At 43.0% G+C, this 16,239-nt stretch carries 14 protein-coding genes and 1 other annotated feature; of the genes, 13 read left to right on the forward strand and 1 reads right to left on the reverse strand.

From position 1 onward, the window contains the following. The first annotated feature begins 83 nt into the window (after positions 1 to 83). From trxA to G7Y42_RS02235, 5 genes are all read left to right on the forward strand, one after another. Positions 84 to 398, forward strand: coding sequence for a thioredoxin (gene trxA / locus G7Y42_RS02215; RefSeq protein WP_165003732.1), 315 nt, complete (start codon positions 84 to 86; stop codon positions 396 to 398). 180 nt (positions 399 to 578) lie between these two features. Then, complete coding sequence (gene uvrC / locus G7Y42_RS02220) at positions 579 to 2,357, forward strand: excinuclease ABC subunit UvrC (protein WP_165003730.1); 1,779 nt, start codon at positions 579 to 581, stop codon at positions 2,355 to 2,357. A 157-nt stretch (positions 2,358 to 2,514) separates the two neighbouring features. Next, on the forward strand, positions 2,515 to 3,414 hold the full coding sequence (locus tag G7Y42_RS02225) for an ABC transporter ATP-binding protein (RefSeq protein ID WP_165003728.1): 900 nt from the start codon (positions 2,515 to 2,517) through the stop codon (positions 3,412 to 3,414). Continuing rightward, entirely contained in the window at positions 3,407 to 4,669 is a 1,263-nt protein-coding gene (locus G7Y42_RS02230) for an ABC transporter permease (protein WP_165003726.1), read from the forward strand. Before G7Y42_RS02225 ends, G7Y42_RS02230 begins: the two co-directional genes overlap by 8 nt. 275 nt (positions 4,670 to 4,944) lie before the next feature. Further along, complete coding sequence (locus G7Y42_RS02235) at positions 4,945 to 6,843, forward strand: fructose-1,6-bisphosphatase (RefSeq protein WP_165003724.1); 1,899 nt, start codon at positions 4,945 to 4,947, stop codon at positions 6,841 to 6,843. Between the two features lie 433 nt (positions 6,844 to 7,276). On the opposite strand, the gene G7Y42_RS02240 is transcribed toward G7Y42_RS02235, so the two are convergent. Then, complete coding sequence (locus G7Y42_RS02240; protein WP_165003722.1) at positions 7,277 to 7,996, reverse strand: gamma-glutamyl-gamma-aminobutyrate hydrolase family protein; 720 nt, start codon at positions 7,994 to 7,996, stop codon at positions 7,277 to 7,279. 195 nt (positions 7,997 to 8,191) lie between these two features. Beyond that, positions 8,192 to 8,239: a sequence feature (sodium ion sensor (DUF1646 type); this cis-regulatory element may regulate processes involved in with the transportation of sodium ions), on the forward strand. A 100-nt stretch (positions 8,240 to 8,339) separates the two neighbouring features. Here G7Y42_RS02240 and G7Y42_RS02245 point away from each other — a divergent pair. Genes G7Y42_RS02245 through G7Y42_RS02280 form a run of 8 tightly spaced genes read left to right on the forward strand, consistent with a single transcriptional unit; the run spans position 8,340 to position 16,238 of the window. Next, complete coding sequence (locus G7Y42_RS02245) at positions 8,340 to 8,672, forward strand: hypothetical protein (protein ID WP_165003720.1); 333 nt, start codon at positions 8,340 to 8,342, stop codon at positions 8,670 to 8,672. Continuing rightward, the gene (locus G7Y42_RS02250) at positions 8,659 to 10,659 is read left to right on the forward strand and encodes a V-type ATP synthase subunit I (RefSeq protein ID WP_165003719.1); all 2,001 of its coding nucleotides are present in this window, start codon (positions 8,659 to 8,661) and stop codon (positions 10,657 to 10,659) included. Before G7Y42_RS02245 ends, G7Y42_RS02250 begins: the two co-directional genes overlap by 14 nt. Before the next feature lie 29 nt (positions 10,660 to 10,688). Continuing rightward, complete coding sequence (locus G7Y42_RS02255) at positions 10,689 to 11,159, forward strand: V-type ATP synthase subunit K (RefSeq protein WP_165003717.1); 471 nt, start codon at positions 10,689 to 10,691, stop codon at positions 11,157 to 11,159. 21 nt (positions 11,160 to 11,180) lie between these two features. Then, complete coding sequence (locus tag G7Y42_RS02260) at positions 11,181 to 11,765, forward strand: ATPase V (RefSeq protein WP_165003715.1); 585 nt, start codon at positions 11,181 to 11,183, stop codon at positions 11,763 to 11,765. 14 nt (positions 11,766 to 11,779) lie between these two features. Beyond that, complete coding sequence (locus G7Y42_RS02265; protein WP_165003713.1) at positions 11,780 to 12,766, forward strand: V-type ATPase subunit; 987 nt, start codon at positions 11,780 to 11,782, stop codon at positions 12,764 to 12,766. Further along, on the forward strand, positions 12,756 to 13,067 hold the full coding sequence (locus G7Y42_RS02270; RefSeq protein WP_165003711.1) for a V-type ATP synthase subunit F: 312 nt from the start codon (positions 12,756 to 12,758) through the stop codon (positions 13,065 to 13,067). The genes G7Y42_RS02265 and G7Y42_RS02270 overlap by 11 nt, the downstream gene beginning before the upstream one ends. A 20-nt stretch (positions 13,068 to 13,087) precedes the next feature. Continuing rightward, the gene (locus tag G7Y42_RS02275) at positions 13,088 to 14,869 is read left to right on the forward strand and encodes a V-type ATP synthase subunit A (protein ID WP_165003709.1); all 1,782 of its coding nucleotides are present in this window, start codon (positions 13,088 to 13,090) and stop codon (positions 14,867 to 14,869) included. Next, positions 14,862 to 16,238: a V-type ATP synthase subunit B gene (locus G7Y42_RS02280; protein ID WP_165003707.1), complete on the forward strand. Its 1,377-nt coding sequence runs from the start codon at positions 14,862 to 14,864 to the stop codon at positions 16,236 to 16,238. The genes G7Y42_RS02275 and G7Y42_RS02280 overlap by 8 nt, the downstream gene beginning before the upstream one ends. Position 16,239: the final 1 nt, after the last annotated feature.

The raw sequence follows: 16,239 nt of genomic DNA on the forward strand, positions 1-16,239 counted from the left end.
TACTAAATGTAAGCAGATGATTCGTCTGTTTTCAGCAAACATGCTATACTCACTGTAGACTATAAAAAATGGAGGTCTTTGGTATGTCACAAGTAGTTACAGACAAGACATTTAACGAAGAAACAGATAAAGGACTAGTGTTGATCGACTTTTGGGCAACTTGGTGTGGTCCTTGTCGCATGCAAGCACCTATCTTGGATCAATTAGAACAAGAATATGATGAAGATGAATTCAGAATTGCAAAAATGGATGTAGATGAAAATCCAGCAACACCACAACAATTCGGAATCATGAGTATCCCGACTCTTCTATTGAAAAAAGACGGACAAGTAGTTGAAAAAGCAGTTGGCGTTCATTCAAAAGAACAATTACGCCAAATGATCGATCAATACTTATAAAAGTCAATAGGACCAAATAAAGCTGAGACATGAATCGAAAGGTTGATGTCTCGGTTTTTTTGCGAAGATTTTTATGTTATGGTCTTATCTGATCCCTATAAAAACAAAGGAATAAGACACACTGTTTTTTTGACAAGCATGCTATAATAACTATACTTGAAACGAGAAGGGGAGTATCCGATGAATGAACGTATCAAAAACAAATTAGCTTTACTTCCTGATCAGCCTGGCTGCTATTTGATGAAAGACAAGAATGGGACGATCATCTATGTCGGCAAGGCCAAAGTATTGAAGAACCGGGTGCGCTCCTATTTTACAGGGAGCCACAATACGAAAACCGAACGTTTAGTCAGCGAGATCGAAGACTTTGAATATATCGTCACAGAGTCGAATATCGAGGCTTTATTGTTAGAAATCAATTTGATCAAGAAAAACGATCCTAAATATAACATCATGTTGAAGGATGACAAAACGTATCCTTTTCTTAAAATCACGAATGAGAAATATCCGCGTTTAGTCATCACACGAAAAGTATTGAAAGATAAAGCAACTTATTTTGGTCCTTATCCAGATGTGGGCGCAGCGAATGAAACAAAAAAAATCCTCGACCGATTGTTCCCGCTACGCAAATGCAAACCAAGCCAAACGAAAGAACCTTGTTTGTATTATCATTTAGGACAGTGCCTTTGCCCTTATTACTTTGATGTCGATCCGGAGGTCTATACGAAGATCGTTGAGGAAGTCAAAAGTTTTTTGAATGGCGGCCATGAAAAAATCGAGTCTGAGATCCATCAGAAAATGGTCACAGCGGCAGAAAACATGGAATTTGAAAAAGCGGCAGAATACCGAGACCAGATCAGAGCCATCGAAACGATCATGACACGTCAAAAAATGACTAGTACAGATCTGCTGGATCGGGACGTATTCGGTTATTCGATCGACAAAGGCTGGATGTGTGTCCAAGTGTTTTTTGTAAGACAAGGAAAATTAATCGAGCGAGATGTCTCCATGTTTCCTTTTTATAATGAAGCAGAAGAAGACTTTTTGACGTACATCGGTCAGTTCTATCAAGAAAATGAGCATTTCATTCCCAAAGAAGTCTTGATCCCAGATACGATCGACAAGCCAAGTGTCGAAGTCTTGCTCGATACAAAAGTATTGCAGCCAAAACGAGGCGAGAAGAAGAAACTGGTAGAGCTGGCGAATAAAAACGCCACAGTTGCCCTGAATGAACGTTTTGACTTGATCGCCAGAAAACAAGAACGGACGATCGGAGCGGTTGAACGTTTAGGCAATGCGATGAATATCCCGACCCCCGTGCGTATCGAATCCTTCGATAACTCGAATATCATGGGGACTAATCCTGTTGCTGCTATGGTCGTATTTATTGACGGAAAGCCGGCAAAAAAAGAATACCGAAAATATAAAATCAAAACAGTCACTGGACCAGACGACTATGCTTCGATGCGAGAAGTGATCTATCGCAGGTATTCAAGAGTCATTCGGGAAGGATTGCCATTGCCTGATCTGATCTTGATCGATGGAGGAAAGGGACAAGTCGATGTAGCAAAAGATGTGCTGGAAAATCAGCTAGGCATCGATATCCCAGTAGCTGGTATGGCGAAAAATGACAAACACAAAACAAATGAGTTGTTATTTGGCAATGAACTTGCGGTTATTCCTCTCGAACGGAATTCTCCAGAGTTTTTCCTGCTACAGCGTGTCCAAGATGAAGTCCATCGATTCGCCATCACTTTCCATCGGCAGTTGCGAAGCAAAAACAGCTTTGCTTCTCGTTTGGATGAGATCGAAGGACTGGGACCAAAACGAAAAAAACTGCTACTGAAAGAATTCAAATCATTGAAAAACATCACCGCAGCTACGATCGAAGAACTGCACGCGATCGGTTTACCGAAGAACGTGGCACAAAATGTTTTCGACCAATTACACCAGAAATAAAAAAGGGCACTTTACAAACCATGTAAAGTGTCCTATCATTTTTTTATATCCAGAAAAAACAAGCGGGCATCGATGGGTTGATCAATGGAGTTCCCGTTTTTTTTATTATTGAAATGTATCCGATTTATTTTCGGTGCGCAGAGACAGGAGTGAAGTAATGTTAGAAGTACATGATTTGGTTAAGACATTTGGAAACTATACCGCTGTTGATCATGTGTCTTTTCAGATCCCAGATGGCAAGATCATGGGTCTGATCGGACAAAATGGGGCGGGGAAGACGACGACTTTTCGTCTGATTTTGGATTTTTTGACGCAAGATCAGGGAGAAGTCTTATGGAACGGTCATCGATTAGGAGAAAAAGATTACGATATCATCGGTTATTTACCGGAAGAGCGAGGACTTTATCCAAAAGTGACGATCCAGGATCAACTACTGTATTTTGCCGAACTTAGAGGCAAATCAAGAAAAGAAATCGAACCGAAGATCGATTTCTGGATGGATAAATTCCAAGTCAAAGGTAAGAAAACAGACAAAGTGAAATCCTTGTCCAAAGGGAACCAGCAGAAAGTCCAGCTGATCGCTACACTGATCCATGAACCGAAGCTGATCATCCTCGATGAACCATTCAGCGGGTTGGACCCGGTAAATGCCGAATTGCTGAAAGACGGTATTCTGGAATTGAAAGAACAGGGATCCTGTGTGATTTTCTCCAGCCATAACATGGATAACGTAGAAAAAATCTGTGATCATCTGATCATGCTGAACAACGGGAAAATGGTCTTAAACGGAAAAGTCCATGAGATCCGTGAATCATTTGGCCGGACGAAACTGTTTCTGGAATCCGGTTTGACCCGGGAAGAAGTAGCTGGGATCGATGGAGTCAAAGCAGTATCTGTCCGTGAAGACAACACGTTAGAAATCACATTGGAAGATCCAGATGCTGGGAAAGAGATCTTTACTCGAGCAACGCAGTTCGGTTATATCCCGATGTTCAACCAGCAGCCGCCGACTCTAGAAGAGATCTTCAAGCTGAAAGCAGGTGAAGCGCATGCGTAAGTTTTGGATCATCACGAAAGATGTCTATTTGAAAAATGTCAAATCGATCTCCTTTCTGATCATGATCTTAGTTCCCTTTATCATGATGGGTATTCTTTATATCGCGGGGAACTTTGCACAGCAAAACAGTGAAGTAAACAAAATCGGCGTTATTTCAGATAACGATGAAATTTCCCGGCAGCTTACACAAGTCAAGACAAAAGAATTTGAATTCCAGAAATCAGACTCTGAAAAAAGTGCGCAAAAAGAACTTTCCGATGAGAAAATCGATGCGTACATGGTCGTCTCAGTTGAAAACGATGAAGTGAAGGGAACGATGTACAGTGAGAACTCTTTAGGGCAAAGCACACAGCTTCTGATCCAGCAGCAGCTGACAGGACTGCAGTCGATGATTCGTGCAAGCAAAATGGGCGTTTCTCCTGAAGAAGTAGCCAGTCTGAGCCAGCCTGCTGGTTTGACCAGACAAAAGATCAGCTTCAATAATGACGGTAAAATGGTGATCGGTGAAGACAATTCTACAGTGCAATATGTCGTGAGTTATGTAGCAACGATTATTTTATTCATCATTATCCTGACCTATGCACAGATCATCGCACAGGAAATCGCTTCTGAAAAAGGCACACGAATCATGGAAGTGATTCTGTCGAGTACGACAGCACAGAAACATTTTTACGGGAAATTGACAGGTGTCTTATTGGTCGCAGTCACACAGATGGCTTTATATGGGGTGATTTTCGGCGTGGGCTATAGCCAGTTCAGGAATATGGATTTCGTCAAAAATATCTTGGACGGTATCTCAATGGATATGATCATCGGGCCTTTCTTGTGGTATTCACTCTTGTTCATGTTTTTCGGTATCTTGATCTTTTCTGTCCTTGCTGCCTTATGTGGCTCTCTTGTCAACAAAGCAGAAGACACAGCAAAAGCAATCTTGCCAGTAACCTACCTTTCCCTAGGCGGATATATGCTGGGGTTGATCTTAGGTGCATCTGATCCGAACAATATCGTGATTCGGGTAACATCATATATCCCGTTCCTCTCTTCTTATATCATGCCGGTTCGTTTGGCAAATGAAACTGTCGGGATGGGTGGTGCTTTGATTTCTCTTATCTTGTTAGTTGCAGTGACGTTCGTCTTGATGTTGCTGTCAGCAAATATGTATAAATCAAATGTTCTTGTATACAGCGAAGGCGGCTTATGGACCTCCTTGAAACAATCCATCTCTATCATGAGAAATGAACGAAAAAAAGCTTGATCGAAAAAACGGTCTTTCCTGTTTTTAGCGATCGTACAACTCGAATATTGGGAGCTGTGACAAAAGACTTGTCGCAGCTTTTTTTTCGAATAAACGGTGTTCCAGAAGAAGGTTCTTCGAAAATAAACTGAGATTTCTTTAAGCTGCTCACTTCGGTCACACCTTTTTTGTATAGACCAATAAAGGGTGGAAATGATATATTGGAAAGTTATGCGTTGAAATCGAAAGACAATAAATCTATAATATGAAGTATACCAATTTCTGGAGGCGTTTGAATGGACCGATATTTGGATTTACTGTCAGAAAAATTTTCGACAACAGAAGAAGTCATCACGGAAATCATCAATCTTGAAGCGATTTTGCAGCTTCCGAAAGGGACTGAATTGTTTTTGAGTGATATCCATGGCGAATTCCCTTCTTTCGATCATATTTTGCGGATCGGTTCAGGGAATCTGAAAGAAAAAGTCAAAGATTTGTTCGGCAGTCAGCTGACAGATCAGGAAATCAATCAATTGACGATTTTCGTTGCTTACCCTGAATTCACACTGACGACAAGCTGGTACGAAGAACAAGACAAATCCCTGCTTATTCAGCAGCTGATCGATCTGCTACGCTTTACTTCAGTCAAATATACTCGATCGAAGGTACGTAAAGGATTGCCAGCTGAATACAGCTACATCATTGAAGAACTGCTGTATATCGATGATCGGATAAACGGGAAAAAAGATTATGTGAAAAAAATCCTTGATCAGCTGATCTTGATGAAAGAAGAAGAAAAATTCCTGACGAAACTCGCTTATGCGATCCAAAAAACAGTGATCGATCATTTACATGTCGTAGGGGATATTTTTGATCGAGGGACTCAAGCCGCAAAGGTCATGGATCGTCTGATCGAGTTCTCATCAGTGGATATCCAGTGGGGCAACCATGATATTTTATGGATTGGGGCTTATTGCGGATCGGAAGCCTGCCTGCTGACACTGCTGAGGATTGCGGCCAGATATAATTATTTATTCGAATTAGAGAAAGAATACGGGTTGAACTTGCGTCCGCTGTTTTCCTTTGCTTATCAAAATTATGATGAGAACCCTTTCTTTACGCCGAAAAATAGCGATGGACTGACACAAAGAGAGCGAGAGGAACTCGAAAAGATCCACCAGGCACTCGCTATCTTGCAATTCAAGAGCGAAGAACAGCTGCTTGATCGACGTCCTGAGTTTGAAATGGCAGATCGTCAACTGTTCGATCAAATTGATTACGATCAGTTGACGATCGAACTAGATGGAGAAGTCTATCCTTTGCAAGGTGCCTGTTTCCAGACGATCCAGCCGGATGACCCATCACAATTGACAGAAGAAGAAAGAAAAGTCATTGATAGCTTGATGTATTCTTTCCAACATTCGCCGCGGATGCAAAAACATATCGAATTTTTATTGGATAAAGGTTCGATGTATTTGAAAAACAATCAGCATGTCTTGTTCCATGGCTGTATCCCAGTCAGTCCACAAGGGGAATTTTTGAGTTTTTCATTGGATCAGGCCTATTCTGGAAAAAGTTTGCTGGAATTTTTTGAAGATCAGATCCGTGAAAGTGCGAAAGATCTATCCGCAAAAGAAGATCTGGCGACTGACCTGATCTGGTACGCATGGAGCGGTCCATTTTCTCCTTTATTTGGAAAGAGCAAGATGGCGACTTTCGAACGATACTTTCTGGCAGACAAAGAGACTCATGTCGAAAGAAGCAATCCGTATTATAAGCTTCGTAACGAGGAATGGTTCAGTAAAAAAGTCTTGGAAGAATTTGGTTCAAATGAGCTAGGTTCTGCGATCATCAATGGACATACGCCGGTGAAAGTAAAAAAAGGAGAGTCGCCGATCAAAGCAAATGGTACCGTTTTTGTCATTGATGGCGGTCTTTCCAAAGCTTACCAGAAAACGACAGGAATCGCCGGTTATTCCTTATTATGTAATTCGTACGGCTTTCAGATCGTGACACATTACCCGTTTCTTGCGATCGAACAGCAATTCGAACGAAAAAGCGATCAGGCTTACGTAAAAAAAGTCATCGATCAGCAGTTGCCGAGAAAATTGAACAGAGATACGACAAAAGGAGCAGAGCTTCAGCAACAGATCGATCAGCTGAAGCGTCTGCTGGCATATAATGGTATACAATAAGTAAGGGAACGTCGAAGTAGCTGCCCATCAATATTCGTTCAGGTCAAAGCGTTGCTTTCACAACCTCTCGATAAACGGTGTTCTCCTGCCAACTCCTCGGGCACAAGTCACAATATTCATCAAACATGAGAAACTGTTTTTTGAAATTGTTCCTTGTGCCTCAGAGTTAAACGGCGGGCTCACAACCTCTGATTCACGGTGTTCCATCTGCTGACCTTCGATATTAGCTCATAAAAATGCAAAATATGGGGAGCTATTTTACATTTTTTCTCTCTAATACTCAGGTCAAAACGCAGTTGTCACAACCTCATACACGGTGTTCAAAAGCTTGCATCTGCGGCACTAAGTCCAAACAGATGAAAAACATGAGGAGCTGTTTTTATCTGTTTGTTCTTACTACTTGATGCAGAACAGCTTTTTCACAACCTCTTCTTTAAAATTCCCCCACAAAATAATCAAACAACTGCTGATCAAGCGGGTTCACACTATGGGTCAATTCCGGATGCCACTGGACGCCGATGATTTTGTTATTTTTATCCGTGCTTTCAACTGCTTCGATGATGCCGTCATTCGAATAAGCGACGGCTGTTAAGGAAGGAGCTAGCTTCTTGATCCCCTGATGATGATAGGAATTGACAAAATAAGAAGAGGGCAAGAATGAATGGAGTAAACTATCAGAAGAAATAGTGATCTCATGTGTAGGAAACTGAGGAGCAGTGGGTTGCTGATCATGTTTTACCGTCCACTTTGGATATAAGGAAAGATCTTGATAAAGCGAGCCGCCAAGCACGACATTCACTAATTGCAGTCCTCGACAGACAGCTAGGATCGGTTTGTGCTGCTTGATGGCTTCTACGATCAATGCCTGTTCAAACAAGTCCCGATCGATATTTGTCGCCTGCAGTTTGGGATGCGGATCTTCCTGATACAACTGCGGACTGACGTCTTGTCCACCAGCTAGGATCAGCTTGTCGATCTGCTGGATCAAACGAGGGGCATCTGCTGGCGCTAATACAGGAAAAACAAGTGGCAAGCCATTTGACTGACGAACAGCATCGACAAACCCTTGCGGAGTATAGGTCACCTGATTCCCTTGAAAAGTTTCTGTCGCAGCGAGCAGCTGATTCCCAGCAATCCCGATAAGTTGTTGCATAATGATTCCTCCAATCCAAAATTAGACTTATTGTAACAAGCATTAGAAAAAATTTAAACTATTTTAGATCATCTGCCTATACTTATCTATTCTTGTTGTGTTACTATCTGAAAAGACAATTCTAAATCAAAAAAAATAATTAGAGTTGAAAATCCGCAATACTTTGTTATAATATAAAGTAAGCAGAAATAAAAAGGTTGGGCGTAAGCTTCAAGGATCTAGTTCTTCAAGGGGTGAGAAGGACATTTTATTGAGGGTGCCTACCTATACTAAGTTATCTATTAGAGGTACATACTTTCAATGAAAAAAGAAAGCATGTACCTCTTTTTTAAATCGAAAGGATGTGAGTAGAGTGCTGGAAGCATTGGAGCAAATCCGGGCAGCAGAAGAAGCAAACAAAGAAGCATATCAGAAGCTGCAGCAGGAGATGAAAAGATATGCAGAGCAAAAAACGCACGAGTTAGAAAAAATCCAATCTGATAATCGGCAGCAGCTTGCACGGATGATTGAAGAAAAAGATCAGTTTGAGCTTCAGGAATTGAACGCGGAGAAAGAATCGCTGGAAGCTGAGGCAAAAAAAGTGCGTGAGACATTGAAAGAACAATACAAAAAGCATCAGTCCCAAGCAATCGATGCGATCATTGAAAGGGTGAAAGAAACTTATGGCCGTCACTAAGATGGAAAAAGTGACCCTCATTTCAGATAAAAGAAATCAGGAGACGATTTTACAAGCTGTCCAAGGTATCCAAAATGTCGAGATACGGGATCTATTCCAAGAAACAGTGAATAATCAATGGGTAGAAACCTATTTTCCCGATGCGGCTACATTTGATAAAGAAGTAAAATTAAGCGCTTTAGAGAACAGACTGCTGAAGATTCGAGATGCGATCCAGTTTATCGAGCATCATGGGGAACATCAGCAAAAAAAGCTGCATTTGAAGCGTAAAGAAGTATCTTTAAAGGAATTAGAAGAAAATTTTTCAGAAGAAGGCTTCTCTCGAAAAATCCAGGAAACCTTAGATTTGAAAAAACAATGGGAAGATCTTTCCGTGAAAAGAGAACGGCTGGAGGAAGAAGAAGAGTGGCTGACGAACTGGCAGAATCTTGATGCCGTACCGCGAAACTTTTCCAGTAAGAAGACTGCTTTTTCCATGGGAACGATCGGGACGACGAATTTCGAAGGCTTCAAAGAGGAATTGCAACAGATCGACGATGTCTACATGGAAGAAATCAATTATACGCCAAAAGCTGTTTATCTTGCGTATGTCACATTAGGGACAACTGCACCGCAAGTCGATGAATTAGCGAGCCGTTACGGATTTGCCAAAGAGAAGTATCCGTATGAAAAAGCACCGAAAGAAGTGTTGCGAGAGGTCAAAGAGAAACTGGATACTATTTCAGCACAGCAAAAGAAATTGTCTTCGGCAGTCGGCCAGTGCAGCGGTTATATCCAAGAATTCGAATGGGTCGAAGAAGTCACACTGGCTGTAGCAGAACGTGAAAAGATAAAGGAACGTTTTGTACATGCTGATTACTTGATCGTCCTGCAAGGCTGGGTAGATACAGAAGAAAAAGCAGAACTGACAAAAGTTCTTCAAGAATCCTTGTCAGAAGAGGAAGTTTATCTAAGCTTTGAAGCACCGACAACCGACGAAATCCAACAGGAAGTTCCCACAAAACTGAAAAACCATCCGATCGTCGCGCCTTTCGAACTACTGACAGAAATGTATAGCCTCCCTAAATATGAAGAGGTCGATCCGACACCGTGGATGACACCTTTTTACTTAGTGTTTTTCGGCATGATGGTGGCAGATGTAGGTTACGGATTGCTGATGCTCATCGGGACAATCCTTGCTCAGAAGCTGTTCGTTCTGCCAAGAGGTATGAAACGCTTCGTTCAGTTCTTTGAGATCTTATCGGTTCCATCGATGATTTGGGGACTGATCTACAGCTCATTTTTTGGACAGGCATTGCCAAAAGAAATTTTCGGTATCAACTTGCCATTTCCGATCTTGTCCACGACAGATGATGTGAATACGATTTTGATCCTTTCTGTGGTGTTCGGACTGATCCAAATCTTAGTTGGGTTGTTTGTCTCAGCAAAAGAACATCTCAAGCACAAAGAATATTTGAATGCGGTAAGTGAAGGCTTTGCGTGGCAAGGGATCCTGATCGGAATCGTGATCGCCTTGATCGGAGCCATGCTGCTGAAAAATACAGCCTTCGTGTATATCGGCGCTGGTTTAGCTATCATTGCAGCGATTTGTATCATAGCTGTGCCGATCATCCAGTCGCCTTCGAAGGTCAAAGGAGCAGCAAAAGGTGCGTACAACTTATACGGGCTGACTGGTTATATCGGAGATCTGGTCAGTTACACGCGTTTGATGGCACTAGGGATCTCAGGGGGGAGTATCGGTGCGGCTTTCAATATGCTTGTCGCATTCATGCCTCCTGCAGCACGTTTCAGTGTAGGGATTCTTTTGATCATCGCACTTCACGCATTGAATATGTTCCTGACTCTGCTGAGCGCCTATGTTCATGGTGCGCGTCTGCAGTATGTCGAATTTTTCGGGAAATTCTATACAGGAGGCGGACGGGCCTTCAATCCGTTGAAAACAGCGGAAAAATACGTCAACATCAATCACAAGAAAAATAATAAATAATAAATAAACAACTGGAGGATTTTTAGACAATGATGGATTACTTGATTAACCAAAATGGTGGAATGGTATTTGCGGTATTAGCAATGGCAACAGCAACGATTTTTTCTGGTATCGGCTCAGCAAAAGGCGTAGGGATGACAGGGGAAGCAGCAGCGGCATTGACGACTAGCCAACCCGAAAAATTCGGACAGGCGCTGATTCTTCAATTGCTTCCAGGGACTCAAGGTCTGTACGGTTTCGTTATCGCCTTTTTGATCTTCATCAATTTAGGCAGTGACATGTCTGTAGTACAAGGACTGAACTTTTTAGGTGCATCTTTACCGATTGCTTTCACAGGCTTGTTTTCAGGGATCGCCCAAGGAAAAGTAGCAGCTGCAGGTATCCAGATCCTAGCAAAAAAACCGGAACATGCGACGAAAGGGATCATTTTTGCTGCCATGGTAGAAACATATGCTATCTTAGGATTCGTTATTTCCTTCCTATTAGTTTTGAATGCCTAAGCTTAAAGAGGAGGAAAAGAAATGAACGCCATTGACAAAATCATCTCTCAGATGAATGAAGCAGCACAGCAGGAAAGAGCGGCGTTTGAAAAAGAGGAACGAGAAAAAATCGACCGAGACTTCGAAGCAAAACGCACGCAGATAGAGACAGAACATCAAAAGCAGCAGGCCAAACAACTCGAACAGCTAGAAAAAAAATACCGTCAGCTCAGAAATCGTCAGCAAGTAGAAGTACGCCAAGAAACGCTGATCGAAAAGCAGGAATTCTTGCGCCGTCTCTTCGCAGATGCAGTAGCTGAAATGGAGGACTGGGACGAGCAGACACAACTTCATTTTATCAGAAATTCATTGAACAGCCTGTCGTTGACCGGCAATGTGCAACTGATCGCCGGCGAGAAATCTGCCAGCTATTTATCTCAGGATCTACTGGATGAATGGAATCATGAGCTTCCATTTCATATGACTTTGAGTGAAGAGAACGTCCCTAAGCAAGCCGGTTTTTTGTTAGATGATGAAGGAGTGCAATACAATTTCATTTTCAGCAACCTTGTACAAGATATCCAGGGAACAATGAGCTTTGAAATTGCGAATCGATTATTTGAATAAGGAGGGATCAGCAGATGGAATATCATGAACTTAATCCCTTGATTCGCGGAAGAGAACTTGAACTTTTGACCAATGAAACATTTGAGCGGATGATTCAAGCGGATTCTGTCGAAGCAGTCGGTGAGATACTGAAGAATACTGTTTATCAGCCTTATATTCATGAAGGATTTGAAAACGACTTTGAACAAAATCTCTTGAAGGAACAAAGCAGCGTCTTCAAGTGGCTGAGAGAAGCTGCACCTGAACCGGAAATCGTTTGGATCTACACGATGCGTTATACGTTCCATAATTTGAAGGTTTTGACAAAAGCAGAAATGACAGGTCAGAACTTGGATCATCTCTATATCGATGACGGTTTTTACTCGCTGGAAACGATCAAAGATGCGATCCACACACAGACATCTGCTGAATTGCCTGAACGTGTGATGGACAGCATCCATGAAGTCCATGACTATTGTGAAGAATCCTCGATCCTTCAGGGAATCGATGTGATTTATGATCGCCATTTCTTGACTGAGCAGCGGCGTTTAGGAGAACAATTAGGGTATCAGGAGCTTCTTGATGAGATAATCACATTCATCGACTTGACGAATATCACAACGATGGCACGAGGGATCTTACAAAAAAGAACGTACGGCTTCATGACAGCAGTTCTTTCAAGCTCCGGAAGTATCGAAAAGTCTGAGTACCTGAAATTTGCAGAAAAAGACATGGCTTCGTATACCTCCTTTTTGGAAACAACGGCGTATGCAGACTTTTTGAAGCCAGTCATCCACGACGGCGCACTGGATCTAGTACGGTTAGAACAAATGAAAGATGATTATTTGAGTGCCCAGTACCAAGCAGCACAAACACAAGCATTCGGACCACTGCCTCTATTGGCTTTCCTGAATGCAAAAGAGATCGAGAGCAAGAATCTGCGTTTATTGATCATCGGAAAGAGAAGCCAGTTTCAGCCAGAGGCAATCAGAGAAAGGGTGAGACAAGTCTATGACGCATAAAATCGGAGTCGTCGGCGACAAAGATTCTGTTTTGCCGTTTAAATTATTCGGATTTGATGTTCGTTATGGCACGACAAAGCAAAACGTACGCCAAGCGATCGAAGATATGGCAAAAAATGAGTATGGTGTGATCTATGTCACGGAGCAATGTGCAGCATTAAGCCCGGAGACGATCGAACGCTATAAGGAACAGATGACACCTGCGATCGTATTGATCCCTAACCATCAGGGAACATTGGGTATCGGACTTCAGGAGATTCAAAACAATGTGGAAAAAGCAGTCGGTCAAAATATCTTATAGTATGTAAAGGAGATAGTATTTTGCAAATTGGAAAAATCATAAAAGTCTCCGGACCTCTTGTAATGGCTGAAAACATGTCAGATGCCAGTATCCAAGACATGTGCCTGGTCGGAGAGTTGGGAGTTATCGGAGAAATCATCGAAATGCGCGGAGACGTCGCATCTATCCAAGTATACGAAGAAACATCAGGTATCGGACCAGGAGAACCTGTCCGTTCGACAGGAGAAGCTTTGTCCGTTGAATTAGGACCAGGGATCATCTCACAGATGTTCGACGGCATCCAACGTCCGCTAGATACCTTTATGGAAATCACACAAAGCAACTTTTTAGGACGCGGTATCCAATTACTAGCCCTTGATCACGAAAAGAAATGGTGGTTCGAACCAACTGCTGAGGCAGGAGACATGGTAAGTACCGGAGATGTTCTGGGGATCGTAGAAGAAACGAAAGTGATCAAGCATAAGATCATGGTGCCAAATGGCGTCAAAGGAACGATCAAAAAAATCGAAAAAGGCTCATTTACGATCGATGAAACAGTTTGTGTCATCGAAACAGAGCAAGGTCCAAAAGAATTGACGATGCTGCAGAAATGGCCAGTGCGCCGAGGACGCCCAATCAAAGAAAAACTGAATCCCGACGCACCAATGATCACTGGACAGCGTGTGATCGATACGTTCTTCCCTGTGACAAAAGGAGGAGCAGCTGCAGTCCCTGGGCCATTTGGGGCAGGAAAGACAGTCGTACAGCACCAGATCGCCAAATGGGCTGATGTGGACATGGTTGTTTACGTAGGCTGCGGCGAACGTGGAAATGAAATGACGGATGTACTGAACGAATTTCCGGAACTGATTGACCCGAATACAGGGGAATCTTTGATGGAACGTACTGTTCTGATCGCGAATACATCGAATATGCCAGTGGCTGCTCGTGAAGCATCCATCTATACGGGAATCACGATTGCAGAATATTTCCGTGACATGGGCTATGATGTAGCAATCATGGCTGATTCTACTTCTCGTTGGGCAGAAGCGCTACGTGAGATGAGCGGACGCCTAGAAGAAATGCCAGGAGATGAAGGTTATCCCGCATATCTTGGCTCTCGATTAGCAGAGTATTATGAACGTTCAGGGCGTGTCATTGCGTTGGGGTCAGAAAATCGTGAAGGAAGCATCACAGCAATCAGCGCGGTTTCGCCTTCTGGTGGGGATATTTCTGAACCAGTCACTCAAAACACGTTGCGTGTAGTGAAAGTCTTCTGGGGGCTCGATTCGAGTTTGGCACAAAGACGTCATTTCCCTTCCATCAACTGGATCCAAAGCTATTCTTTATACTCTACAGAGGTAGGGAAATACATGGATCAGATCCTTCAGGCTGACTGGTCTTCTATGGTAGCAGAAGGCATGCGTATCTTGCAGGAAGAAGAACAGCTGAATGAGATCGTTCGTCTAGTGGGGATCGACTCGCTTTCGGATAATGACCGATTGACACTGGAAGTCGCAAAATCGATCCGCGAAGATTATCTGCAGCAAAATGCTTTTGATGATGTCGATACGTTTACTTCTAGAGAGAAGCAGTTCAAGATGCTGAAAATGATTTTGACCTTTGGGGAAGAAGCGCGACGTGCCTTATCTCTAGGTTCATACTTGAATGAGATCATAGACGGAACAGTTAATTTGAGAGAGCGCATCGGACGAAGCAAATATATTCCAGAAACTGAATTAGACAAAATAGATGATATCATGATAGAAATCAAACAGACGATGCAAGAAATCGTTTCAGAAGGAGGCATGAGCAATGATTAAAGAATATCGTACGATCGGCGAAGTCGTCGGTCCCTTGATGGCGGTAGAAAAAGTTGCTGGTGTCAAATATGAAGAATTGATCGAAGTTCGCATGCAAAATGGAGAGATCCGCCGCGGACAAGTTTTAGAAGTACAAGAAGACAAGGCGATGGTCCAGATTTTTGAAGGAACAAGCGGGATAAATCTGCGCGATTCCTCCGTCCGGTTTTTAGGGCATCCACTGGAGCTTGGCGTATCTGAAGACATGATCGGCCGAGTATTTGATGGCCTGGGAAGACCAAAAGATAACGGACCGGAAATCTTACCAGAAAAATATCTGGATATCAACGGTGAAGTGATCAATCCGGTTGCTCGAGATTATCCAGATGAATTCATCCAAACAGGGATTTCTGCGATCGACCATCTGAATACGCTGGTCCGTGGACAAAAACTGCCAGTGTTCTCCGGTTCTGGTCTGCCACATAAAGAATTAGCCGCTCAGATTGCTCGTCAAGCGACTGTGTTGGATTCATCAGATGATTTTGCCGTGGTTTTCGCAGCTATCGGGATCACCTTTGAAGAAGCGGAATTCTTCATGGAAGATTTTCGACAAACCGGCGCGATCGACCGCTCCGTGATGTTCATGAATCTGGCGAATGATCCTGCAATCGAGCGGATCGCAACACCACGCATGGCATTGACTGCTGCGGAATATCTTGCGTACGAAAAAGGGATGCATGTATTGGTGATCATGACAGATATGACGAATTACGCGGAAGCATTGCGTGAAATCTCCGCTGCACGTCGTGAAGTACCGGGACGTCGAGGTTATCCAGGATATTTGTACACGAACCTTGCCACTTTGTTCGAACGTGCAGGAAGAATCCGCGGACTGAAGGGATCAGTGACCCAGATCCCAATCTTGACCATGCCAGAAGATGATAAAACACATCCAATCCCTGACTTGACTGGTTATATTACAGAAGGACAGATCATCTTGACACGTGAGCTTTATAAGAGCGGTATCCAGCCACCCATCGATGTGCTACCTTCGCTTTCTCGATTGAAGGATAAAGGAACTGGTCCTGGAAAGACCCGCGAAGATCATGCTGCGACGATGAACCAGCTTTTCGCAGCTTATGCTCAGGGGAAACAAGCAAAAGAACTGGCTGTCGTCCTAGGAGAATCTGCACTTTCTGATGTCGATAAGATCTATGCGAAATTCGCAGAGCGTTTCGAGAAAGAATATGTGAACCAAGGATTTTATACCAACCGAACGATCACAGAGACACTGGATCTTGGCTGGGAGCTATTGTCCATGCTGCCAAGAACTGAGCTGAAACGGATCAAAGATGATCTGCTTGATAAGTATCTGCCAGAAGGGAAGTGAG

Origin of the sequence: Enterococcus sp. ZJ1622 (assembly GCF_011038845.1) — a bacterium.
In the GTDB taxonomy this organism is placed as follows: domain Bacteria; phylum Bacillota; class Bacilli; order Lactobacillales; family Enterococcaceae; genus Enterococcus_B.